Annotated in this window: 15 protein-coding genes and 1 riboswitch; of the genes, 5 read left to right on the top strand and 10 right to left on the bottom strand. The window is 63.8% G+C overall.

Features of this window, described 5'->3' with window-relative positions; genetic code table 11:
* Positions 1 to 56: 56 nt before the first annotated feature.
* On the top strand, positions 57 to 737 hold the full coding sequence (locus ACNQ62_RS12845; RefSeq protein ID WP_418095000.1) for a sugar transferase: 681 nt from the start codon (positions 57 to 59) through the stop codon (positions 735 to 737).
* On the top strand, positions 731 to 1,699 hold the full coding sequence (locus tag ACNQ62_RS12840; RefSeq protein ID WP_418094999.1) for a glycosyltransferase family 2 protein: 969 nt from the start codon (positions 731 to 733) through the stop codon (positions 1,697 to 1,699). The genes ACNQ62_RS12845 and ACNQ62_RS12840 overlap by 7 nt, the downstream gene beginning before the upstream one ends.
* Here ACNQ62_RS12840 and ACNQ62_RS12835 read toward each other — a convergent pair.
* The gene (locus ACNQ62_RS12835) at positions 1,690 to 2,643 is read right to left on the bottom strand and encodes a NodZ family protein (protein ID WP_418094998.1); all 954 of its coding nucleotides are present in this window, start codon (positions 2,641 to 2,643) and stop codon (positions 1,690 to 1,692) included. The genes ACNQ62_RS12840 and ACNQ62_RS12835 overlap by 10 nt on opposite strands.
* Before the next feature lie 205 nt (positions 2,644 to 2,848).
* Between ACNQ62_RS12835 and ACNQ62_RS12830 the strand changes: the two genes are divergently transcribed.
* Together ACNQ62_RS12830 and cueR are read left to right on the top strand one after the other, a co-directional pair.
* A complete protein-coding gene (locus tag ACNQ62_RS12830; protein WP_418094997.1) occupies positions 2,849 to 5,305 on the top strand; it encodes a heavy metal translocating P-type ATPase in 2,457 nt (818 codons plus the stop codon).
* Positions 5,306 to 5,325: 20 nt separating this feature from the next.
* A complete protein-coding gene (gene cueR / locus ACNQ62_RS12825) occupies positions 5,326 to 5,712 on the top strand; it encodes a Cu(I)-responsive transcriptional regulator (RefSeq protein ID WP_005850098.1) in 387 nt (128 codons plus the stop codon).
* A gap of 9 nt (positions 5,713 to 5,721) precedes the next feature.
* Here cueR and cobF read toward each other — a convergent pair whose 3' ends face one another.
* The 7 genes from cobF to cbiE all read right to left on the bottom strand — a co-directional run bounded on the left by cobF (position 5,722) and on the right by cbiE (position 11,903).
* Positions 5,722 to 6,474, bottom strand: coding sequence for a precorrin-6A synthase (deacetylating) (gene cobF, locus ACNQ62_RS12820; RefSeq protein ID WP_278425170.1), 753 nt, complete (start codon positions 6,472 to 6,474; stop codon positions 5,722 to 5,724).
* A 61-nt stretch (positions 6,475 to 6,535) separates the two neighbouring features.
* Positions 6,536 to 7,219: an energy-coupling factor ABC transporter permease gene (locus ACNQ62_RS12815; protein WP_009825407.1), complete on the bottom strand. Its 684-nt coding sequence runs from the start codon at positions 7,217 to 7,219 to the stop codon at positions 6,536 to 6,538.
* Positions 7,220 to 7,290: 71 nt separating this feature from the next.
* Positions 7,291 to 7,507: riboswitch (cobalamin riboswitch) on the bottom strand.
* A gap of 26 nt (positions 7,508 to 7,533) precedes the next feature.
* Complete coding sequence (gene cobA / locus ACNQ62_RS12810; protein ID WP_009825406.1) at positions 7,534 to 8,250, bottom strand: uroporphyrinogen-III C-methyltransferase; 717 nt, start codon at positions 8,248 to 8,250, stop codon at positions 7,534 to 7,536.
* Positions 8,247 to 9,572 (bottom strand): cobyrinate a,c-diamide synthase, encoded by a 1,326-nt coding sequence (locus ACNQ62_RS12805; protein WP_418094996.1) that lies wholly within the window; start codon positions 9,570 to 9,572, stop codon positions 8,247 to 8,249. Before ACNQ62_RS12805 ends, cobA begins: the two co-directional genes overlap by 4 nt.
* Positions 9,569 to 10,354 carry a precorrin-4 C(11)-methyltransferase gene (gene cobM, locus ACNQ62_RS12800; RefSeq protein WP_418094995.1) on the bottom strand — a complete coding sequence of 262 codons (786 nt, stop codon included), beginning with the start codon at positions 10,352 to 10,354 and terminating at the stop codon, positions 9,569 to 9,571. Before cobM ends, ACNQ62_RS12805 begins: the two co-directional genes overlap by 4 nt.
* A complete protein-coding gene (locus ACNQ62_RS12795) occupies positions 10,351 to 10,710 on the bottom strand; it encodes a cobalamin biosynthesis protein (protein WP_418094994.1) in 360 nt (119 codons plus the stop codon). The genes cobM and ACNQ62_RS12795 overlap by 4 nt, the downstream gene beginning before the upstream one ends.
* On the bottom strand, positions 10,707 to 11,903 hold the full coding sequence (gene cbiE / locus ACNQ62_RS12790) for a precorrin-6y C5,15-methyltransferase (decarboxylating) subunit CbiE (protein ID WP_418094993.1): 1,197 nt from the start codon (positions 11,901 to 11,903) through the stop codon (positions 10,707 to 10,709). The genes ACNQ62_RS12795 and cbiE overlap by 4 nt, the downstream gene beginning before the upstream one ends.
* On the opposite strand from cbiE, the gene ACNQ62_RS12785 reads away from it, so the two are divergent.
* Positions 11,902 to 12,651: a cobalt-precorrin-6A reductase gene (locus ACNQ62_RS12785; RefSeq protein WP_418094992.1), complete on the top strand. Its 750-nt coding sequence runs from the start codon at positions 11,902 to 11,904 to the stop codon at positions 12,649 to 12,651. The genes cbiE and ACNQ62_RS12785 overlap by 2 nt on opposite strands.
* Here the strand turns inward: ACNQ62_RS12785 and cobJ are convergent.
* Positions 12,627 to 13,364 (bottom strand): precorrin-3B C(17)-methyltransferase, encoded by a 738-nt coding sequence (gene cobJ / locus ACNQ62_RS12780; RefSeq protein ID WP_340263480.1) that lies wholly within the window; start codon positions 13,362 to 13,364, stop codon positions 12,627 to 12,629. The two genes, ACNQ62_RS12785 and cobJ, sit on opposite strands and share 25 nt — an antisense overlap.
* The gene (locus ACNQ62_RS12775; protein WP_005850083.1) at positions 13,361 to 14,077 is read right to left on the bottom strand and encodes a precorrin-2 C(20)-methyltransferase; all 717 of its coding nucleotides are present in this window, start codon (positions 14,075 to 14,077) and stop codon (positions 13,361 to 13,363) included. Before ACNQ62_RS12775 ends, cobJ begins: the two co-directional genes overlap by 4 nt.

Raw genomic sequence — 14,077 nt, 5'->3', positions numbered from 1 at the left:
CATAACCATTGAAGCATCGACCTTTCCCCGGGCCTGAGCCGAAGAAGGAGTTTCCGGTGCATCATACAAATGTCTTTAAACGCCAAGCCCATCCACGCGTGAACACCCTGCGGCGAAGCGATCTGCATCGGGAGCTTTATCGTCTATATGGCAAGCGCTGTTTTGACATCGTCTTTTGCATTTTATCTGCACCGATCGTGGTTCTCGTGATCTGCCTTCTTGCCTGTCTTGTGGCAGCAACTGGGCAGTCTCCGTTCTTCACCCAGGAACGCGTCGGTAAAGATGGGCGGGTCTTCAAGATTTGGAAGCTGCGAACAATGCATCCCCATGATCCGCACTCGTTAAGAGACTATTTAGCACAAAATCCAAAGGCCAGGGATGAATGGCGACAAAACCAGAAGCTGCGTCACGATCCCCGTGTCACAACGGTGGGCCGGTTCTTGCGCTGCACGTCACTGGATGAACTACCCCAGTTCGTTAACGTGCTGAGAGGAGAGATGAGTCTCGTCGGGCCCCGACCCATGTTGGTGTCTCAAAGGGGGCTTTATCAGGGTGACCACTACGAAAGAATGCGGCCGGGGATCAGTGGGAACTGGCAGGTTTCATCCCGGAACAGAGCAAGGTTTTCAGAGCGCGCAGAGTTCGACACGCACTACTTCAGCGCCCTGTCACTGTCCGAGGATTTGCGCATACTAAGGGCAACCGTGGGTGTCGTATTGCGGGCGACGGGGTGCTGAAGCTGGCGACGATTGATCGCGGGCCTGCCCTGAGTGTCGTGATCGTCAGCTACAACACGCGGGAATTGACGCTTAGGGCGATTGAAACGCTGTATGAACACACGCAGTTGACTCAATTTGAGTGTATTGTTTGGGATAACGCCTCCTCTGACGGTTCGGCAGACGCGATAGCTGCGGCGTTTCCGCAGGTCCGGCTGGTCCGCTCGGCGCAGAATTTGGGCTTCGCGCGCGCGAATAATCTTGCCGCGCAGCATTGTTGTTCCGATTATTTACTGTTGCTGAACCCTGATACCGAGCTTCATACCGATGCGGTCGATCAACTCATCGCCTTTGCGCGCGAAAATCCGCAGGCGGGGATATGGGGTGGGCGCACCATTTTTGCTGACGGGTCGCTTAACATAGCGTCTTGTTGGGCGCGGCCCACTGTGGCCAGCCTGTTGTTCAAAGCGATCGGGCTCAGCACAGCTTTCCCGCGCAGCGCGGTGTTTAACCCCGAAGCCTACGGGCGCTGGCCGCGGGATTCTGTGCGCCCTGTCGATATCGTTGTGGGGTGTTTTCTGTTGATCGACCGTTCCTTGTGGCATCAACTGGGCGGCTTTTCGGAGAAATATTTCATGTATGGCGAGGATGCCGATCTTTGCCTGCGCGCGATTCACTTAGGGTATCAGCCGCTGATCACGCCGAAGGCGCAGATTGTGCATCATGTCGGGGCCTCTACCACGGTGACAGAGGTAAAGGCGATCGCGGTGATGACGTCGCGCGCTTCATTGGTCCGCGATCACTGGCCGGCTTGGCAACAGGGGGCGGGGGTCTTTCTGATGTGGCTTTGGTCGGCGCTTCGGTATTTGGCCACGCGGCCGGTCGTGGCTTCGCGCGATGCGCAAAGACGGGCGCGGGCGGCGCATTGGGCGGCGGTCTGGGCCGCCCGCAAAACATGGTTGCGGGGGTATGATCAAGCATAGCGTTGCAACATTTCCTTCGCCCAAAGCGTCGGAGAATACCGTTCGACATCGTGGATACGCGCAGGGGCAAAACGTCCCAAGTAGCCAGAGGTGACAGAGAAGGTCGAGCGGCGGGAATAGATCAGGTGATCACAACGCGACAATTGCCACATGTCGATCAGGGCATTTTCCGCCTCTTGCAGCGGTTTGCATGTTGTATCCGGCCCATGCAAACGCGCGCCGGCAGGGCCTAGCCGCTTGGGATGGGTCATGACCTTGTCGAACGCACGCTTCAAACGATCCTCGATCTCGGCATTGTCCGTCGCAAGAAAGATGGTCGCGGTCGGATGGCGGGCCTTTAGCTGCTCCAGGGTCTTTAGCACCGGGCGGAGTGGGATTTTTCGATCGGTGAACCTGATATGAACCCCGATGCTTGGCAGTTTTGCCGTGGGGCGCATGTGCGATAGCGCATGGCGGACCCGTGCGTTGGGGGTAAAATAGCGGCCAAGATAATCGGCGAAAACCTCGCGCTCCCCCCGTTTGGCAAAGCGTGCATCCCGGCGCAGGTGTTGTCGCATGCGGCCCAGCTTTGGCAGGTAAGACCAATAGATCGCCACCGCCTGAGACTGGTCCACCCGCTTGAGGTCCACGCAAAGCCGCCGATAACCCCAGGGGTTTGAGTGTGACCGCGGCATATAGGTGTCGATCATGTCTTGGGGCTGGCGGTTCAGATTGCCAGCCCAGATCGCGGGGCAAACATCGGCCCCGTCATCCATTGTGGCACCCCCAATCGCTTCGTCCCCGATCGGAGACTGGAACAGCAGCGGATAAGCGTTTTCGCCAAGCGGCGCATAGCTGCCGTCGCGCCAGTCGATCACTGGCTTGCGGCCGGATAGGTCGGCGTAAACCAGACCCGAGATCGCAGACAGGATGCGGTTGCCCAATCCGCCTTTTCCTTTGATCACCAGTGTTCTTGACTGCATCCGTCGATACACACCCTCCGCTTATCGTTTGACGCTCACCATCGCGCGGATGTCTTTCCAAAGTCTTAACCGGCCTGTGGCAGACACCGGAATCTGCAGCGAAGTCGAATAAAATCCATATCACCGCTTGACCTTCCATTAACTGGAAGCCCTATCTGAGGGGCAAGACACCCCAAGGAGACAGCTGATGGGCGATGTAGTTGCGATAAATTTTGGCATTGGCGGTATGAATTGCGCCTCTTGCGTGGGGCGGGTCGAGACCGCGCTTGGACGCGTGGAGGGTGTGCAGGACGCCCGCGTGAACCTCGCCTCGGAAACGGCGTCGCTGCAGGTGGCATCGGGTTTCGACCCCAAGGACGCCGTCGCCGCACTTGCGACCGCAGGCTATCCCGCCACCGTGCAAACGCGGCGCTATACCATTGAAAACATGTCCTGTGCGTCCTGCGTCGGGCGGGTCGAACGCGCCTTGGCGGCCGTGCCGGGTGTGGTCGATGTCAGCGTCAACCTCGCCCGGGAAGAGGCCGTGGTGCAGTCGCTTACCGCAGAGCCGGATGCCGCCATTGTGCAGGCTGCGCAAGCCGCGGGCTACCCCGCCACCCCTGTGACGGACACCGCATCTTCCCCCGCGCCGGACCGCAAGGTTGAAGAAGCCGCGCATCTTAAACGTATGACGCTGCTCGCCGCGGCGCTGACCCTGCCGGTGTTTGTGCTCGAGATGGGCGGCCATATGATCCCCGCGTTCCACCATTGGGTGATGTCGACGCTGGGGCAGCAGCTGAGCTGGTCGATCCAGTTCGTACTGACCACCATCGTTCTGGCATGGCCCGGGCGGCGCTTTTTTGTCACCGGCGTGCCAGCGCTGTTGAAACGCACGCCTGACATGAACTCTCTGGTGTTTCTGGGGGCCACGGCGGCATGGGGCTTTTCCACCGTGGCGCTGTTCTTGCCACAGTTGCTGCCCGCCGGTGCGCAAGCGGTCTATTTCGAAGCCGCCGCGATGATCGTCACGCTGATCCTGCTGGGGCGCACGCTAGAGGCGCGGGCCAAGGGCCAGACCGGGCAAGCGATCCGCAAGCTGGTCGGGCTGCGCCCCAAAACCGCGCGGGTAGAGCGGGACGGTAACGTGTCAGAGGTTGCGATCGACGCGATCACCGTCGGCGATCTGATCCATGCGCGCCCCGGTGAAAAGATCGCGGTCGACGGGACCGTGACACGTGGCAGTTCCTATGTCGATGAAAGCATGATCACCGGCGAACCCGTGCCCGTCGAAAAACTGCCCGACACGCGTGTGGTCGGGGGGACGGTGAATGGCACCGGCGCGCTGGTCTACCGCGCGACCCATGTGGGCGCGGACACGACCCTGTCGCAGATCGTGCGCATGGTCGAGGACGCCCAAGGCGCCAAGCTGCCGGTGCAGGATATGGTTAACCGCATCACCATGTGGTTCGTGCCCGTCGTCATGGCGATTGCCGCGGCCACCTTCCTTGTCTGGCTGGCGTTCGGGCCGCAGCCGTCCTTGGGGCACGCTCTGGTGGCAAGCGTCGCGGTGCTGATCATCGCCTGCCCCTGTGCGATGGGGCTGGCCACGCCGACCTCTATCATGGTGGGCACAGGGCGAGGGGCCGAGATGGGCGTGCTGTTCCGCAAGGGGGACGCGCTGCAGGTCTTGGCCGAGGTCGATACCATCGCGCTTGATAAAACCGGCACGCTGACCGCCGGGCGGCCCGAGGTGACGGATCTGGATGTCTTCAACGGCTGGTCGCAGGCCGATGCGTTGCGGCTCGTTGCGTCGGTCGAGGCGCAGTCAGAGCATCCGATTGCCAGCGCCATCCTGCGCCATGCCGAAACACAGGGGCTGTCGCTGGCAGCGGTAACCTCTTTTGCCTCGCAAACCGGCCACGGTGTACGCGCCGAAGTCGAAAGGCATCGCGTGCTTGTCGGGGCGGACCGTTTCATGCAGGCCGAAGGGGTCTCTCTCGCCGCGGCAGAGGGGCGGTCGGCAGCATGGGGGGCAGAGGGCAAGACACCGCTTTTCGCCGCCGTGGATGGGGCGCTTGTCGCGATGATCGGCGTCGCCGACCCGATCAAGGAAACGACGCCCCAAGCGTTGGAGGCACTGCACGAAGCGGGGCTGAAAATCGCCATGATCACCGGTGACAACAAGGCCACGGCGCAGGCGATTGCCGACCGTTTGGGGATCGATACCGTGGTCGCCGAAGTGCTGCCCGACGGCAAGGTCGCCGCGCTGGAGGACCTGCAACAGGCGGGCCACAAGGTCGCCTTTGTCGGGGACGGGATCAATGATGCGCCCGCGCTGGCGGGGGTCGACGTGGGTATCGCCATCGGTACCGGAACGGATGTCGCTATCGAAGCGGCCGACGTGGTGCTGATGTCGGGCGATTTGCAAGGGGTGGTGAACGCCCTGCACATCAGCCAGCACACCATGCGCAATATCCGGCAGAACCTCTTCTGGGCCTTTGGCTATAACGCGCTGCTGATCCCCGTTGCAGCCGGTGTGCTCTATCCGCTGTTCGGCGTGCTGCTGTCGCCCGTGCTTGCCGCCGCCGCCATGGCGTTGTCGAGCGTCTTTGTCCTGTTCAACGCCCTGCGCCTGCGGTGGATCGCCGCCGCAGCAACCGCCTAATTCAACGAAAGGAGACGTCCATGAACATCGGTGACGTGTCGAAAAGCGCAGGTCTGCCTGCCAAGACCATCCGCTACTACGAAGACATCGGTCTGATCACGCCCGCGCGTGACACCAACGGGTATCGCAGCTTTTGCGACAGCGACGTGCATAAGCTGACGTTTCTGGGCCGTGCGCGGGCCTTGGGCTTCACGATCGAGAATTGCCGCGACCTGCTGGCGCTTTGGGATGATCAGGATCGCGCCAGCGCCGATGTCCGTGCCATCGCCCAGCAACATCTGGCGCAGATCGAAAGCAAGATCGCGGACCTGCAAGATATTCGTCAGACCTTGACCCATCTGGTGCATGAATGCGCTGGCGATGACCGCCCCGATTGCCCGATTTTGCAACGGCTTGAAAAGCTGTAGTGCGCGTTTCTACCGGCGCAGCAGGTAGATATCCATGATCCAGCCATGGGCGGCGCGTGCCTCTGCCCGTGTGGCGATGATGCGGTCGCAGACCTGATCCAGCGGGCCTGCGATGCGACGCTCGTTCGGCATGCCGGCATAGGCGGTCCACCAGATGTGTATGTCGCTGTGCTGCCGCAACACCTCGAAGGCGCAGGTGCCGTCCAGCATGACGGCAATCGTATCCACACCCTGCGGCCAGCCATGATCGCGCAGCTGCCGACCGGTGGTGATCGTGACGGGATTACCGATGGTGTTCAGCGGGATCGCATGGCCCGCCGTCAGTACCTGAAGCGAGGTAATCCCCGGCACGACATCGACGGTGAGTGTGACGGCCTTTTGCAACCGCTCCGCAATGCGCAGGGTGCTGTCATACAGCGATGGATCCCCCCAGACGAGGAAACCGACACGGCCGCCTTGGGGCAGGGTGCGCTGCATCTCGGCCAGCCAGACCTGTGCAATGGCATCATGCCAATCGTGGACGCCCGCGTGATAATCAGGGTTGGCGGCGTCGCGTTTGGGCAGGGTGAATTCGTGAATTTCAGGCCCGTCCGACCGCAGCACCTGGGCGCAAATCTCGTGCCGCAGGCCAGCCAGATCATCCTTGCCCGCGCCCTTGGACGGGATCAGGATCACATCGCAGGCATTCAGCGCGTCGATGGCTTGTAATGTCAGGTGTTTGGGATTGCCGGACCCGATGCCGATCAGTGAAAGCGTAAACATCTTGAGGCTCCGGCAGGGGGTGACGCGGCCCGCAGAGCAGGGGGCCGCGTCGGGTCTTGGATTATTCAGCGGCAGTCTGTGTCAGACGTTTGGTGAACAGCGCGCTGCCCGCGAAATCGCGCAGGGTTTTCGCGGCGGCGAGCACGGCCAGATCCACCAGAGGCTCGATCAGGATGACCATCATATAGGCCCCGCCAAAGCTGGCCACAGCGGCGATGTTGCTGGCGGCAAAGCCCTGACCGTAGATGGCCCAGAAGGCGACCCAGCCCACAACGCCCGCCTGAAACGCGGTCGACAGCTTGAGCGCTTGAACATAGGTCAGATCAACATAGGCGGTGTTGGGCGCGATGATGCGTTTGGCCAGCGCCGAGACCATGAACAAAGGCACCAGCAGCGTGGTGACGTTCATCGTGTATTGCGGCAGGTCGATGGGGGCAAAGAACACGCCCTGCGCCAGCAGACCAAGCGCAAGACCCGCAGCCGCAGGGGCCACGCCGAACAGCAGGAACAGGGTCGACCCGAGTATCAGGTGCACTTCGCTCACGCCCACGGGGAAATGCGGGAAGACCTGAAAAAAGACAAAGGTCAGCGCGGTGGCCACCATGGCCCCGCCCGCAAAAGGCACGACGCCTTTCTCACGGACAGAGTCCATTGCGGTTTTCGCGGTATAGGCCGCAGCACCGGCGGCGGTGCCATAGGACAGGACCAGCTTGGCGCCGGTCACGACTTCGGGTTCGATATGCATATTCAGGTCTCCTTACCGTCTTCCCCGACGGCATAATGTGAAAGCCGCCCCGGGGGGCAGCCAGTTGGATCGGGGATCATCCCCATGACGGCAGGTCTCCTGACTTTGTGCGTCCATGCGTGCCGCGCCTTCCCAGGCGGTCTGGCCCAGTGGCAATGCGGGTTGCTCTTCACTTACAGGTGCGGGGGCAGTTCCGGATTTGGCACCTTAGCTTTGGCACCGCACCGTATTCCCTTTTCACCCCGATTGCCCGAAGGCGCACGGGGAACCGTCCGGAATAGGTGGTCATTTTCGGGCCGGTTTTGTCAAGTCATCTATTCGGTCAACGGCCCGTAAAGGATCAGCGCAGGCGCTGACGTTGCGGGATCCAGCGGCAGATGGGCAAGGCTTTCAACCGTGTGGCGGCTCAGCTTTTGATCGGGGGTCGATACCGCCTCTGCCAGCAGGGCAGGGGTCGAGGGGGGCAAGCCCGCCTCGATCAGCCGCGCGGCGAAACCAGCAAAAGTGCGGCGTCCCATGTAGACGACCGTGGTCGCCGTAGGATCGGCCAGCGCCGCCATGTTCAGATCTTCGGGCAAGGCCCCCGATTCGCCGTGGCCGGTGATGAATTGCACCCGCCGCGCGGTCAGCCGCCGGGTCAGCGGAATCATCGCCGCCGCCGCCGCCGAAGACGCCGCCGTCACACCGGGGATGATCTCGAAGGCGACGCCTGCCGCTTTCAGCGCGGTCAGCTCTTCTTCAAGCCGGCCAAACACGCCCGCGTCCCCGCTTTTGAGCCGCACCACCCGCGCGCCGGTCAATGCGTGTTCGACCAGCAGGCGGCTCACGTGATCCTGCTTCGGAGACAGCCGTCCGGCGCGTTTGCCCACCCCGATCAGATCCGCCTCGGGCGAGACATGTTCAAGGATCGGACCCGCCGACAGATCGTCGAACAGCACGACTTCGGCCTCTTGCAACCGCTTTACCGCCTTCACGGTCAGCAGCTCGGGATCACCCGGACCGGAGGAGACGAAAGAGACAAAACCGCTCATGACGCCCCCGCGATCAGGTGAAAGAAGGTGCCCGTCGCATGGCCGCGGCGCGAGCCTGTCTCGGGCACTTCGGCCCCATTGGCATCGACCACCCGCGCCAGCGGCGTGTCTGGTTGCGACAGGATGGTAGAATAGTGGAATTCATGCCCGCGCAACCGCGCGCCCGCGTCATAGCCGGGGCCGGGTTCGTTCAGCGTGGCAAGCCGGTAGCCCAGATGCATCTTGCGCTTCTCATAGCTGGTTTCCAGCCCCAGCAGCCCCGCCATCTGATGCCGCACGCCTTCCTTGTCGACCAACCCGGCCCCCATCGCCATATAGCCCCCGCATTCCCCATGCACCGGGCGCGTCGTGGCGAATTGTTGCAGGCTGTCGCGGAACTGCGCGGCAGCGGCAAGGCGTCCGGCATGCAGCTCGGGATAGCCGCCGGGCAACCAGCAGATGTCGGCGCTGTCGTCCGGTGCCTCATCCGCCAGCGGCGAGAAGGGCAACACCTGCGCACCCGCGGCGATCCAGTGGTCCAGCAAATGCGGATAGATGAACGAAAACGCGGCGTCTTTGGCCAAAGCGATCCGTTGACCGGGGGGCGGGGGCAGCACATCTGGCCCGTCGGGAATACTGCGCCCTTGGGCGGCAGAGACGAACAGATCAAGGTCGATATGCTGCGCGATGAAATCACCTGCCGCATCCAGCAGCTTCATCAGCTCGGGCTGCTCCTCGGCCTGCACCAGACCCAAGTGGCGTTCCGGCAGCGTGACCGATCCCTGTCGGGGCAGCGCGCCCAGAACGGGGATGCCGACCTGCTCCATCCCCAGACGCAGCAGGGCCTCGTGACGGGGGCTGGCGACCTTGTTCAGCACCACACCCGCGACATGCACATCCGGGCGCATCGTCTTGAACCCAAGGGCGGTGGCCGCAGCCGATTGCGCCTGACCCGATACATCCAGCAGCAACACCACCGGCCAGCCCGTCATAGCAGAGATATCGGCGCTCGCCCCGTTCGAGGTTTCCCCCGGTTGCGCCACACCATCGAACAGCCCCATTGACCCTTCGATCAGGGCCAGATCGCCGCCATGCGCGGTGCCGATCAGGTTGCATAACACGCCCGCCCCCATGGCCCAGCTATCGATATTATAGGACGACCGCCCGGAAGCCGCGCGGTGAAAGCCGGGGTCGATGTAATCCGGCCCGCTCTTGAACGGGCGCACGTCGACGCCGCGACGGCTGAGCGCGTTGAGCAGGCCCAGCATCAAGGTGGTCTTGCCCGTGCCCGACGCGGGGGCCGAGATCATCAGGCCCTTGGGCAGTTGCGTAGTCTCCATCATTCTGTTCCCTCGGGAAAGCGCGGCTCTGTGCCGACGGGGCGGAAACGGCGGTCGTAATCGCCAGCGTACAGACAGCTTTCGCGGAACTCCTCTGCCGTCAGCGCGCGGCCGACAAGGATCAACGCCGTGCGCCCGCGTTCGCCGTCGGTGGCGTCGATCACGCTGCCCAAGGTCGCCCGCACCACCCGTTGATCGGGCCAGCTGGCGCGCCAGACGATGGCGACGGGGCAGTCCTCTCCGTAATGAGGGGTGAGCCGCGCGACCACATCATCCAGCACATGCACTGACAGGTGGATCGCCAGCGTGGCACCCGTGGCGGCGAAATTCTCGAGCGTTTCACCCTCGGGCATGGCCGAGGCCCGCCCAGATGTCCGCGTGAGAACAAGCGACTGCGCCACACCGGGCAGCGTCAGCTCGTTCCCCAAAGCGGCGGCGGCAGCGGCAAAGGCGGGCACGCCGGGGGTAATGTCATACTCGATGTCCAGCTCGCGCAAGCGGCGCAGCTGCTCGCCCATGGCGGACCAGACCGACAGATCACCCGAATGAAGCCGCGCCACATCCTGCCCCGCATCATCGGCGGCCTTGATCTCTGCCATGATCTCGTCCAGCGACAGCGACGCGGTGTTCACGATCTTCGCATCCGCAGGGCAGTAGGACAGCAGCTCTGACGGGACCAGCGATCCGGCATACAGACACACATGGCAGGCGGCGATCAGGTCGCGCCCTCGCAGGGTCAGCAGATCAGGGGCACCGGGGCCCGCGCCGATAAAGTGAACAGTCATGGGGCAATTCCTTCCGCGATAGCTACGGTGGCCATGCCATTGGGGCTGGTCACACGCAAGGTCGTCAATTTGGCACCGCGACCGGCAACGCGCAATGCGGCGGCCTCGGCAAGTGATCCAGTCCCGAACCGCGCCTGCACGCGCGGTGACACGGTACGCGTCGGGATGTCTGCGATATCGGCTTCCGACAGTTCGATCAGCGGCAATCCCAGACCATCGGCAAAACGCCGTAGCGCCGGCGTCACCTTGATCGCGAGGGTCGCGAGCGTGTCCGGCCTGCGCGGCGTCAGCGCAAGGGCCGCGTGTAAATCCGCCTCGGTCGCATCCGCGCGCAATCCTATGCCCGCGACGATCATCGGGTCACGCTCCATTGCAGTTGCGGGCGGCTGGGGTGCCAGCCCTGCATGGTCCCCAACGGGGCCGCCTGCGCCAAGTCGATCCGCAGCAATTGTCCGCCGTGCATCCCGTGCCAGCGGATCAGCAAGGCTTGGGTTTCAAGCGCCACCGCATTCGCCACCAGCCGCGTGCCCGGCGTGATCCTGTGCCAGATCGCCTGCAAGACATCCTCTGATGCGCCACCCCCCAGAAAGACCGCAGCGGGCAGGGGCAGATCGGCCAGCGCATCGGGGGCCGTGCCCTGCACGCAGCGCATCCGACCCGCCAGACCAAAACGGCGGGCGTTCTCGGTGATGTTATCGCAGCGGCTTTCGCGCGGCTCGATTGCGATGGACTGCGCTTGCGGCGCGGCCAGACACCATTCAACAGAGACAGAGCCCGACCCGCCCCCCACATCCCACAGCAGCTCCCCCGCGCGGGGGGCCAGCGCGGCCAGCGTCAACGCGCGCATGGGTGATTTGGTGATCTGGCTGTCATGGGCAAAAAGCGCCTCGGGCCGTCCAGGCGCGTGGCTGATCCCAGCCCCCCCCGATACCGCAATCGCCACCACCACAGGGGCGGCAATGTCGCTCAGGTCAAACGTCGCAGCATCGGCCGCGCGCGCGATTTCACGCGGACCGCCAAGCGCCTCCATCACCGTCAGGCGGGACGCGCCGAAACCCTGCGCGGTCAGATAGCCTGCCAGCGTCGCAGGGGCCGCACCATCGCGCAACGTGCAGATCAGCCGCGCACCGTCGGCCAGATGGGGCAACAACACCTCGAACGGGGCAGCATGCAGGCCAAGGGTCGTGACCTCCTCCAACCGCCAGCCAAGCCGCGCAGCCGCCAGCGTCATGCAGGATGGCGCGGGAAAGCAGCGCCATTCCGACGGGTCCAGCACCTGCGCCAGCGTACCGCCCACGCCGTGCCAGAACGGATCACCCGAGGCGAGCACCACCACCGCACGCCCGCGATGTTCCAACACCGGCTCTACGCTGAACGGCAACGGCCATTCCCGCCCCCGCGCGCCCGCGTCACAAAGCGCCAGATGCCGCGCCCCGCCAAAGATCACGTCGGCCTCTGCCAGCGCCTTTCGGCTTGCATCGGTCAGCCCGCCAAGGCCATCTTCGCCCAGACCAATCAGGGTCACCCAGGCAGCAACAGGATCAGCCATGACGCGCACCCTCATTCTTGGCGGCACGACAGAGGCGTCCAACCTCGCGCGCGCGCTGGCCGACCGTGGCGATGATGCGCTGTTCAGCTATGCCGGACGCACGGCGGCCCCCGTGGCGCAGCCGCTGCCCACCCGCGTGGGTGGCTTTGGCGGCGTGGCCGGATTGCTGGCGTTCATCGCGCAGAACCACATCACCCGCGTGATCGACGCGACCCATCCCTTCGCCGCACAGATGAGCCGTAACGCCCATGCCGCCAGCACGCAGGCAGGCATCCCGCTGGCCGCTTTTGAGCGTGCCCCGTGGGCCGAGACTGCCGCCGACAATTGGACCCATCTGCCAAGTATTGAAGCCGCCGCCGCCGCGCTGCCGCAGGTGTCGACGCGGGTCTTTCTGGCCATCGGCAAGCAGGCGCTGTCCGTCTTTGCCAACCATCCGCAGCACCATTATCTGCTGCGGCTGGTGGACCAGCCCGCCGCGCCGCTGCCCTTGCCGCATACGACCGTGACCCTCGCCCGCGGACCCTTCGACGTGGCCGGAGACATCGCCCTGCTGCGCGACCACGGGACCAAGCTGATCATCGCCAAGAACGCCGGCGGCACGGGGGCCGAGGCCAAGCTTATCGCCGCGCGCGAACTGGGGCTGCGCGTGCTGATGATCCAGCGCCCCGCGGTGCCCCCTCGCACCACATTTGCGCGGCTCGACGATATCCTGGCGTGGCTTGATCATACGACGGACCGTGGCGTGTAGATATGTGTCCCGACGCGGCGGGTATCGGCGTTACCGACGATCACGACCGTGCGCATATCGGCCATCTCTGGCGTCGCTTCGGCCAGTGTGACGGTGCGCAATGTCTCGTCCGGGTGGCTGACGTTGCGCGCGAAAGAGATCAAGGTCTCCGGCCCGCAGGCCTCGCGCAGAATATCAAGCGCGGTGGCGAACTGATGCGGCCGCGAGGCCGAGCGCGGGTTGTAGAACGCCATGGCAAACCCCGCTTCCCCCGCCAGCCGCAGCCGTTTTTCGATCAGCGACCAGGGTTTCAGATTGTCCGACAGGTTGATCGCGCAGAAATCATGCCCCAGCGGTGCCCCCAACCGCGCCGCCGCCGCCAGCATCGCGGTGATGCCGGGCAGGACGCGAATATCGGTTGCCAGCCAGTCGTTCGGGCCTTTCTCCAACGCCTCGAACAGGGCAGAGGCCATGGCAAAGACCCCCGGATCGCCCGAAGACACCACCACCACACGCCGCCCCGCCGCCGCCATTTCAAGCGCATGTGCGGCGCGGTCTAGCTCTACCCGGTTGTCGCTTTCATGCAGGGTCAGCCCGTCGCGCGGGGCAATCCGGCGCACATAGGGGATGTAGCCGACAATATCGGTCGCCTCGTCCACGGTGGCGCGCACCTCTGGCGTGACCAGCGCCTCGTCCCCGGGGCCAAGGCCGACAACGCGCACCCAGCCGGTCATGGCCGCCGTCCCTGACCATGCACGATCGCGATCGAGAAATAGGGCACGTCGGCCGGGACTTCCGTCAGCTTTTGCACCGTCTGCCCCGCCATCGTGCCTTTCTCCACCAGCCATGCGTCTTGCAAGCGGCCCGCCTTGGTCAAAGCGCGCTTCAACTTATCGAGGTTGCGCCCGATCTTCATCACCACTAGCGCATCGGTATTGGCGGCCCGCGTGGCCAGCTCTTCCTCGTCCAGCGTCGCCATGAGCACGGTCAGCACATCATCGCCCCAGGTGATCGGATGCCCTGTCGCGGTCCAGCAGCCCGACATGCCGGTGATGCCGGGCACGATCTCGACCTCGGCGCGGCCCTGAAGGCGGCTGTGCAGATGCATGAACGACCCGTAAAAGAACGGATCCCCTTCACAAAGCACGATCACATCTTCACTCTGCGCAAGGTCGGTCAAACGGTCAGCCCAATCGTCGTAGAAGGCCGACAGCAGACGATTATACTCGGGATCGCTGAAGTGGATCTCTGTCGTGACGGGGTATTCCATCGCATGTTCCACCGCCGTCTCGGCGATGATGCCGTCCACGATGGTGCGGGCCTGCCCACGCCGTCCGGGTTTGCGGAAAAACGCGACGTGCTGCGCGCCGGTCAGCAAACGGTGCGCCTTGACGCTCATCAATTCGGGATCGCCGGGGCCAAGCCCGATGCAAATGACCTTGCCCAT

It is taken from the genome of Sulfitobacter sp. SBS6 (assembly GCF_048285585.1).
GTDB classification, from domain to species: Bacteria; Pseudomonadota; Alphaproteobacteria; order Rhodobacterales; family Rhodobacteraceae; genus Sulfitobacter; species Sulfitobacter pontiacus.
The sequence above is the reverse complement of the archived record's forward strand: the minus strand, read 5'-3'. Positions and strand labels throughout refer to the sequence as shown.

What these genes read in the sequence shown, in the direction of transcription:
- cueR (WP_005850098.1), top strand. Translation starts at nt 5,326, where the DNA reads ATGAACATCGGTGACGTGTCGAAAAGCGCAGGTCTGCCTGCCAAGACC.
- cbiE (WP_418094993.1), bottom strand. Translation starts at nt 11,903, where the DNA reads ATGGCTGATCCTGTTGCTGCCTGGGTGACCCTGATTGGTCTGGGCGAA.
- ACNQ62_RS12830 (WP_418094997.1), top strand. Translation starts at nt 2,849, where the DNA reads ATGGGCGATGTAGTTGCGATAAATTTTGGCATTGGCGGTATGAATTGC.
- cobJ (WP_340263480.1), bottom strand. Translation starts at nt 13,364, where the DNA reads ATGACCGGCTGGGTGCGCGTTGTCGGCCTTGGCCCCGGGGACGAGGCG.
- ACNQ62_RS12795 (WP_418094994.1), bottom strand. Translation starts at nt 10,710, where the DNA reads ATGATCGTCGCGGGCATAGGATTGCGCGCGGATGCGACCGAGGCGGAT.
- cobF (WP_278425170.1), bottom strand. Translation starts at nt 6,474, where the DNA reads ATGTTTACGCTTTCACTGATCGGCATCGGGTCCGGCAATCCCAAACAC.
- ACNQ62_RS12775 (WP_005850083.1), bottom strand. Translation starts at nt 14,077, where the DNA reads ATGGGCAAGGTCATTTGCATCGGGCTTGGCCCCGGCGATCCCGAATTG.
- cobA (WP_009825406.1), bottom strand. Translation starts at nt 8,250, where the DNA reads ATGAGCGGTTTTGTCTCTTTCGTCTCCTCCGGTCCGGGTGATCCCGAG.
- ACNQ62_RS12785 (WP_418094992.1), top strand. Translation starts at nt 11,902, where the DNA reads ATGACGCGCACCCTCATTCTTGGCGGCACGACAGAGGCGTCCAACCTC.
- ACNQ62_RS12815 (WP_009825407.1), bottom strand. Translation starts at nt 7,219, where the DNA reads ATGCATATCGAACCCGAAGTCGTGACCGGCGCCAAGCTGGTCCTGTCC.
- cobM (WP_418094995.1), bottom strand. Translation starts at nt 10,354, where the DNA reads ATGACTGTTCACTTTATCGGCGCGGGCCCCGGTGCCCCTGATCTGCTG.
- ACNQ62_RS12805 (WP_418094996.1), bottom strand. Translation starts at nt 9,572, where the DNA reads ATGATGGAGACTACGCAACTGCCCAAGGGCCTGATGATCTCGGCCCCC.